The 7,975-nt window shown below is 56.4% G+C and carries 6 protein-coding genes and 1 pseudogene; 6 read left to right on the top strand and 1 reads right to left on the bottom strand.

The window, feature by feature from the left end; all coding sequences use genetic code 11:
* The 3 genes and pseudogenes from NANH_RS0106310 to NANH_RS0106300 form a co-directional block, all read left to right on the top strand.
* Window positions 1-542: pseudogene (locus NANH_RS0106310) on the top strand (hypothetical protein); the annotation flags it as partial.
* Window positions 542-1,453 (top strand): plasmid partitioning protein RepB C-terminal domain-containing protein, encoded by a 912-nt coding sequence (locus NANH_RS0106305; protein WP_027261257.1) that lies wholly within the window; start codon window positions 542-544, stop codon window positions 1,451-1,453. The pseudogene NANH_RS0106310 and the gene NANH_RS0106305, both read left to right, overlap by 1 nt.
* Window positions 1,450-2,367 carry a plasmid partitioning protein RepB C-terminal domain-containing protein gene (locus NANH_RS0106300; protein ID WP_027261256.1) on the top strand — a complete coding sequence of 306 codons (918 nt, stop codon included), beginning with the start codon at window positions 1,450-1,452 and terminating at the stop codon, window positions 2,365-2,367. The genes NANH_RS0106305 and NANH_RS0106300 overlap by 4 nt, the downstream gene beginning before the upstream one ends.
* A gap of 245 nt (window positions 2,368-2,612) precedes the next feature.
* Here NANH_RS0106300 and NANH_RS25645 read toward each other — a convergent pair whose 3' ends face one another.
* Complete coding sequence (locus NANH_RS25645; RefSeq protein ID WP_036049492.1) at window positions 2,613-5,903, bottom strand: sacsin N-terminal ATP-binding-like domain-containing protein; 3,291 nt, start codon at window positions 5,901-5,903, stop codon at window positions 2,613-2,615.
* Window positions 5,904-6,041: 138 nt separating this feature from the next.
* On the opposite strand from NANH_RS25645, the gene NANH_RS27815 reads away from it, so the two are divergent.
* The 3 genes from NANH_RS27815 to istA all read left to right on the top strand — a co-directional run.
* Window positions 6,042-6,260 carry a helix-turn-helix domain-containing protein gene (locus tag NANH_RS27815; protein ID WP_074920839.1) on the top strand — a complete coding sequence of 73 codons (219 nt, stop codon included), beginning with the start codon at window positions 6,042-6,044 and terminating at the stop codon, window positions 6,258-6,260.
* Window positions 6,257-7,336 (top strand): ATP-dependent helicase, encoded by a 1,080-nt coding sequence (locus NANH_RS0106290; RefSeq protein WP_027261255.1) that lies wholly within the window; start codon window positions 6,257-6,259, stop codon window positions 7,334-7,336. Before NANH_RS27815 ends, NANH_RS0106290 begins: the two co-directional genes overlap by 4 nt.
* A 90-nt stretch (window positions 7,337-7,426) precedes the next feature.
* On the top strand, window positions 7,427-7,975 hold a 549-nt coding region (istA, locus tag NANH_RS25640; RefSeq protein ID WP_154665591.1), incomplete at its 3' end, for an IS21 family transposase.

Genomic DNA, 7,975 nt, shown 5'->3' with positions numbered 1-7,975 from the left:
CCCAGCTGAATCAAGCAGGGGCAAGGTTGCACATGGGTCAATTCTCAATGACAATTTCTGCAGTTGCCGGGTCAGTTCTCAGTGACAATCAACACGGTTACGAGCCAGAGCGCGACTATCGCTACGTCGAGATCAACCGGGCCTTGCGGCAGGCCCACCCCGGCATCGTAGCCCGGATCCTCGACGGTGTCGCGGAACGTGGAGGACAGGCGGCGCAGGATCCGGACACCGACCTGATCCGCATCAACGACGAGTTCACGGCGTCGGTGGTGTTGGCACGATGTTTCGAGACGCAGGGCGGTTCCCTGCGATGGCGCATCCGTCTCGATACTGGCCTGGTGCCCGACATCACGATTGCCGTGCGAATGGACGAATTGAACGAAGTCCCGCGGGATTACTACCTGCTGCCGAGCATCGACATGACCATGGCCAAGTTGAGGTTGGCCGAGCAGAACGGGCTGTCGCTGGACGCCTACCGCTTCGACACGCTCGACTATTTTTATGCGCTCGCTGGCCGGGCCCGGATCACGGAGGCCGCCTGATGCCCGACGACGCCCAAGACATCACCCAGAAACAGGTTACTCTCATCCCCACCGACCGAATTCGCATCCTCAACCCCCGTGTGCGCAACCGGCGCACTTTTGAGGAAATGGTTGAGAACATCGCGAAAATCGGTCTGAAGCGACCCATCACCGTAGCGCAGCGCGCCGGAACAGACCCTGCGGAATATGATCTCGTCTGTGGCCAGGGGCGGCTTGAGGCGTTCATGGAGCTTCAGCAGCATGCCATACCGGCCATCATCATCGACGCCGACGAGAGCGACTGCCTGGTCATGAGCCTCGTGGAGAACTGCGCGCGCCGCCAGCACAGCCCGATCGACCTGATGCGCGAGATCGGCAACCTGCGCAAACGCGGCTACAACGACCGCCAGATCGCCAACAAGATCGGCGTCACGCCAGACTACGTCGGCATGATCGCGGGCTTGCTTGAGCGCGGCGAAGAGCGGTTGGTCTCGGCCGTCGAAACCGGCCTTCTGCCGCTGAACCTCGCCATCGACATTTCAAAGACAGATGCCGAGGGCGGTCAGCGCGCTCTGATGGACGCCTACACCCAGAAAAAACTGCGCGGCAAGAAACTGGCCGCCGTGCGCCGTCTCATCCAGCAGCGCGACGCACAGGGTCCGCACCTTCATCGCAACCGATATGGCAGAAGCGACGGTGCCAAGCGGCCCCTGACCAGCGACGCGCTTGTACGTGCCTATCAACAGGAAGCGGAGCGACAGAAGGTGCTGATCAAGAAGGCCGAGCTGACGCAGGGCCGCCTGATGTTTGTCGTAGAGGCATTTCGCTCGCTGCGCGATGATGACCACTTCCTGACGCTCCTGCGCGCGGAAGGGCTGGACACCCTACCCACATATCTCGGTCAATCGCTGGACGCAGGAGCGGCCGAATGAGCCGGGGCAAGCGCAAAACCCCGGACGCGGTTGCGCTCGGCTTTGAGAGTGATTGCGTCACCGTACCGGTAGAGGCTGTCTTGCCCGTGAAGGCGTTAAGCGCATCGGTCAAATCCAGCCGCAAGTACCGCCAGATCACCGCGTCGATCAAAGAGGTTGGCTTGGTCGAACCGCCGGTGGTCACGCGATCCACGGGTGAGGAAGACACCTACATGCTGCTTGACGGGCATATCCGGATCGAGGTGCTGAAGGATCTCGGCATCGAACGGGTCGAATGTCTGATTTCCACGGACGACGAGGCCTTCACCTACAACAAGCGGATCAGCCGCCTTGCGCCTATCCAGGAGCACAAGATGATCCGCAAGGCCATTGAGCGCGGGGTCTCCGAAGAAAAGATCGCCCTGGCGCTGGACCTCAATCCGCGCAGCATTGTGCGCAAGGCCAAGCTCCTCGACGGGATCTGCGAAGAGGCCGTCGGCATCCTGAAGGACAAACACTGCGCGACCGCCGTGTTCGAAGTCCTGCGCAAGATGAAAGCCATGCGCCAGATCGAGGCGGCCGAGCTGATGATGAACGCGAACAATTATTCTCCGGGATACATCTCCGCGATCCTTGCAGGAACGCCCCAGGCGCAGCTGGTGGACACGAAGAAACCCAAGAAGATGAGGGGCATCACCCCGGAGGCCATGGCCCGCATGGAGCGCGAGTTGGTCCGGCTGCAGGAAGGCATCACCTCAATTCAGGACTCCTACGGCCAGGACCATCTGCAGTTGACCGTGATCAAAGCGTATCTGGGAAAGCTGCTCGGGAATGCCCGGATCGTCCGCTACCTGATGCAGCATCGACCGGAGTTTCTGACGGAATTTCAAGCGATCACCGACATGGCCTCGACCCTGCCGCCAAAGGCGGAATAGCCAAAACTGCCAGATCTGATGGGGACCCGGACCCGACAAGCGCGGGGACCGCAGGAGACGCCGGACAGTGGGCCGGATCGAGCGCGGCGGCGGGGATGGCGGCGAACCCGCTCGGAGCCCACCAGGTCGGCCGAGGTTTCGCCGACCGCGCGACCACGCATGTGGTTGCGACAATTGCAGGCGTGCCGAGGGTTGGCGCGGATCGGCGCGCCTGCTTCAAACCTGAACTTACGTTGATAGGCCATCTAGGCTACGGGAACGGTCTCCGCGATCGAAAGCCAGCCGCTATCATAAGTAAATGTACGGGCACGGCCAGCGGGATCTTGGATCTTAACCACGCGTGAGATTTCGGTTTCAGACGCGCGTTCAACAACATAAAGCCAAAAAGCCTCTCGCTTCTCCAATGCGAGATCAAACTGCGCACGAGACAGGCCGACTGGGCGATCTTTCAATGATCCGGTCATTGATTTCACTTCAACCCAACGCACGACATTCCCGGATCCATCCGCCTCATAGAGGTCGAAACCTTTATTGCCCTCCACAGTTCGTTGGAGGTCCGGTTCAAGACCGATAATCTTATCAATGGCCTTGGCTTCAATTTGCATGCGTGTGGCTTGGTTGAGGCCATCTGGGTCAGGACCTTCATCATCGGGATGTGAGCCCAGATACGAGATGAATGGTCGACCACCATTGGATCCGGGAGATCGCTTGCCTTGATGGTTCGAGGTCTTGCTCGTTGCGTTGCCACCTGCTCCGGTTCTTTCGGCTTTCGAATCGCCCTGTTTGCCACCGCTGCCGTTCCCAGATGAGCCTCCTCTATTCCCGCTCCCTCCACCGGTCGCACCGGAGCCACTTCGCCCGACATCATCGTCGCCAGCCGGATCGTATGTGCCGTCGGGTATGTCCGGCATGTCATCGCTATAAAGATCCTCAGCGTCTTTGTAGACGTCAGGATCTTCAGTTCCTGCGCCGTCAGCTTCTGCATCCGCTTCCTTATCAGTGTCATTCTCAGGCACGAGGTCCGTGATACCAAGTCTAGACATCAGGTCGGCGGCGCTTGTGATGCCATATTTTCTCAACAGATCTAGCGCGCCTGGGTCTATGCCGGCCTCTTTTGCAAGCTGATCAATCAGTGGAGGTTTGAATGTGATTTTTGTCAGCAAGAAGGGGTTGGACTTCCAGCCAAGGGTCTCGAAAACCACGAGGCCCGGAGAAACCAGTTCACCATCGCCGTTCGGAACCCATGCGGTCCGATTGAGAATCCGTAAAAAGTCGGCGTCGAATTGGGCGGTCTTTTTCTCTTGATAATAGCCCCATGTGTAGGTGCCGTAGAAGGCTGCTGTGCCTCGAGCCTCGAGATCTGCCAACGCTTCCCACAACACTTTCGCTCGGGCGGCTGCTTCTTCAAATTGTAGTTTGGGAAAGAACTCCAGCAACTGCGTCAAACCGCGAAGAGTAAAATCTTTTGGCGGCCCCCCTGAGGTTGCGCGTTCAAGTCCAGATTCTCTACGGATTTTTTCTTTTTCGGAGTCTTCCAGCCCCGACTCTATTGCTTCCGGGATCAGATACCGACTTGCGCCACAGGACACCAAAAGGTCACGGATGTCTTCGCCGCGCAGGCAATCATATTTGTTGTCAACAATCATAATGTCTGGAACACCAGCAAAAAGCTGTTGCAGGCGGTCGGTGGCAACATAAGTCTCGCTTGGCTTGGCGACGTATGTCTTTCCGTCGCCGGTGTCGACCACCATTACAAAGTTGGTCTCGCGCAAGGCAGAACGGAGTTTTTCTTTCTGCGCGGTCGAATCCGTGCCAAAGGCGACACGAATACGTTCGATGTCAGAAGCGTAGGTTTCGTCGTCCACATCCACTTCTTCGTTCTGGTATTTCGGCAGAAGGTTCCGGATCACGTCATCGACTGGATCGGGCTCGGTGATGCCGAGCGATACCAGGAATTGGCGCACTTCGGGTGTCGCGCACACGACGCTTCGCATGGTCGGCAAGTCTGTAGCACTGGTGCTAGGTAGGAACGCCTTGGCTTCACCGTTCTCAAATGCGACGACGTGAGAACCATCGTCCAGGCGAATAAACGGAACAGTTTCAAGGTAGCGCCGCAGGACTTTTTCCTGACCGCTTAAGAACTCGTACAGTTGAAGAACCCATTCATCTGATTGAGACTCGAGAAATGGCTTGGTCAGGCTTGGCAGAAAATTCTCAGGCCTGATCTCGTCGATATCAAGCTCGCGCATCAGATATTGGCGGATCTCGGGTGCCTTATCCTGCGTGATGTCGCCTGAAAGCCACGCGCCTGAACTTGAATTGAACAGCGCCGCAACCTGTTCGGGGGTCAACAGATCACGCAAGTCTTGGGTTCGCGCAAGCTTTGCCTTCGAAGCAGAGACGTAGCCATTCTCATTGGTGGGCAGCAATGCGTCGTCGCGAAATGCCTCTCGGACTGCTTTGAACATCGGCGAAAACCGCGAGTCTTCCCGAAACTTCCCAGGATCAACCGGCAGACAGCGCAGCAACGATACATCCAGTGTCGCCTCATCGCGCAACCAGCGCATTGCTTCCACCAGCAGGCTTGACGTTTCCATTACCAAATGCTGGTTCCAAGGGTCACCTGACGGAATATTTTCCCGGCTGGGCGTGGTGCGATATGGTCCTTGGACCAGAAAGCCAAGGTGTGTCTCAACCACGGTTGGGAAGAACACCACCAAGGGCGAGGTTGGCAGCGGTTGTACTAACCAACGACCGGAGGTTCCTTTCGATGTGGTTATAGAAAACGCTATCTCCACCCGGCCGACTTTTTTCTGCTCATCGGAGAACACGTCGCGGTGGAACACCAGCCAGTCCTGGTCAACCTCATCTTGTCCTGTCTCATGGCCGACTACCATCACGCGCCGGACGTTGGCTCCGAGCACTTCCGGCGGGTTGCGCATGTAAAAACCAGAAGCACCATCCTCTACGCTCCAATTAATCTCCTCAATGTTGCGCAGAAACAGTAGGGCGCCAGGCCCCAACCTCCGGAAGCCTGCCATTATGTCCCGCTCAGCAGTTGGGTCTTCAAGCGTAAGAGGTAGGATAATCTGCGTCTCGTCATGCTCGCGCGGAGCTCGAGGCGCTGGCTTAGGAAAAACAAAGTCCTCGATGGCGAAATCCTCATCGCCCGAGTGTATTTCCGGCAGGTCTGTAACTGTATAAACCGACTTGAAGCCAAGACCAAAGCGGCCAATCGATGACTCGTTCTTGGTGCTCTCAGCGATATCGCACACACTCCGGACATCAGCCTCATTGAAAGGCTGGCCAAAATGGGACAGCGTCAACCTGTTCTTATTCAGAGTGAATGTGACCTTGCGTAATCCATTCCAGTCGCCACGTCTGCCGAGAGCATCTTCGGCGTTCTGAAGCAGTTCGAAGATGAAGTGTGTTCGATCATCGTACAGCCCTGCGGCCAGCCCGCCAGATTTTTGGGCGCCTTCTGTGCCGTATCGCCGCCGATTTTCTTCGCAAATCACTTCGTAGTTCGATGCCACTGCCGCGCCTCACTTCCGCAGGGTTGATCCAAAGGAGGACAACCCAGTCAAATCATCTTGCCAAGTTTGTACATTCTTGCTCTTTTGAGCAATCTTGCGCAAGATAGCGCATAGGCGCGAGCCGGTGAGAGGTGCCCCATGGGCGATCAGGAAGACGAAATACTCACTGTCGAAGAGGTCGCTGCTTTCCTTAAGGCTGGGAAGCGGACGGTCTATCGGCTCGCCGCAAATGGAACGATTCCAGCCTTTAAGTTGGGTGGGACTTGGCGATTTCGAAGAACCGCTCTGAACGCATGGATCGAGAGCAAAACGGTTTCTGGCGGTCCAAAGATTGCGAAAGGCGCAGCTGATCAATGAACGCTCCAGTGTCGCTAGCTTCAAATGCCAACCCTCAACAGCTGGAAGCAATCACGGCTACCACAGGGCCAGTCCTGATCATTGCTGGTCCAGGTTCGGGAAAAACGTTCACGCTCGTGGAACGCATTGTCTACTTAATAAAGAGCGAGGGCGCGGCCCCAGAGTCACTTTTCGTAGTGACATTCACAGATAAAGCGGCTCGCGAACTTACAACCCGAATTTCAAATCGACTTTCAGAATTGAAAATTGAGTTCAACCTGAACGAGATGTACCTTGGGACATTTCACTCAATATGCCTTCGTATCCTTGAAGATTATCGCGAATTCACAAGGCTGAAACGCAGCTTCACCCTGTTTGACCAATTCGATCAACAATACTTTCTTTACCAGCGCATAAAGGAGTTTCGCGAGCTCCTTGACGCCCAACTGGTCATGGGTGATGATCAAACCGGGCGCTGGCGACAATCGGAGCAACTTCTCAAGTGGCTTAACAAGGTCAGTGAAGAGGCGCTTGATCCGGCGACATTGGAAGATGCTCCCGATGTGGAAGTGAGGGCTTTGGCCGGATGTTTCCATAAATACCAGGAACTTCTACTCGAGAACAACTGTTTGGACTTCTCGGGCATCCAATACGAAGCGCTAAAGCTGCTGGAAGCGCATCCTGAAGTGCTGGAAAGCCTACGCGCCAAACTGTCACACCTGATGGTCGACGAGTACCAAGACACGAACACCATTCAGGAGCGCATACTGCTGTTGCTCGCAGGCGAGCAACGAAATCTCTGTGTGGTGGGCGATGATGACCAAGGTCTGTACCGATTTCGAGGGGCCACGATCCGCAACATTCTTGAGTTTCCAACGCTCTTTGATGAAGGTGAGTGCAAGCAGGTATCGCTGACAGTTAACTACAGATCCCATCCCGCGATCATTAACACCTACAATGAATGGATGGCAGGTCAAAACTGGTCCGACGGTGAGCGCAGCTTCCGCTTTGAAAAATCGATTGTGCCGCGCGACGATACTTTCCCGGCGATCCCCACGGCAGTCCGGCTTGCGGTGTTGATTGTCACTGAGAACTGACCCGGCAACTGCAGAAATTGTCATTGAGAATTGACCCATGTGCAACCTTGCCCCTGCTTGATTCAGCTGGGGGCTATTGGAGTGGTAGACATGGGATTTTTGAGGGTCATTCGGAAATGGGCGCTGCGAGACAAGATGCCCATTCGCGAGATTGCGCGGCGAACAGGCGTGTCTCGCAACACGATCAAGAAATATCTGCGGGCCGGGATTGTCGAACCCGAATTCCAGAGACCGGACCGGCCGAGCAAGCTGGATCCGTATGCTGAGAAGCTGACAGCTTGGTTGCTGTCTGAGCAGCGCAAAACACGCAAGGAGCGGCGGACTGCCAAGCAGATGCATGCCGATCTGGTGCAGCTTGGCTTTGATGGCTCATATGAGCGGGTCGCGGCCTTTGTGCGGGACTGGAAGGGTGAACGGCAACGCGCGTATCACACGACTGACCGCGGGGTCTTCGTTCCGCTGGTGTTCCAGCCTGGCGAGGCGTTTCAATTCGATTGGAGCGAGGACTGGGCCTATGTTGGCGGCGAGCGGATCAAGCTTCAGGTCGCCCATATCAAGCTGTCGCACAGCCGCGCCTTCTTGGTGCGGGCCTATCTGCTGCAAACGCATGAGATGCTGTTCGATGCCCACTGGCATGGC

This window comes from Sedimentitalea nanhaiensis DSM 24252 (genome assembly GCF_000473225.1).
Taxonomy (GTDB): Bacteria; Pseudomonadota; Alphaproteobacteria; order Rhodobacterales; family Rhodobacteraceae; genus Sedimentitalea; species Sedimentitalea nanhaiensis.
This window is presented reverse-complemented; position numbering and strand designations above follow the sequence as displayed.

Bases quoted from the DNA above. Each gene is read 5' to 3' on its own strand.
- NANH_RS0106305 (WP_027261257.1), top strand. From the start codon at position 542: ATGCCCGACGACGCCCAAGACATCACCCAGAAACAGGTTACTCTCATC.
- NANH_RS0106300 (WP_027261256.1), top strand. From the start codon at position 1,450: ATGAGCCGGGGCAAGCGCAAAACCCCGGACGCGGTTGCGCTCGGCTTT.
- NANH_RS27815 (WP_074920839.1), top strand. From the start codon at position 6,042: ATGGGCGATCAGGAAGACGAAATACTCACTGTCGAAGAGGTCGCTGCT.
- NANH_RS0106290 (WP_027261255.1), top strand. From the start codon at position 6,257: ATGAACGCTCCAGTGTCGCTAGCTTCAAATGCCAACCCTCAACAGCTG.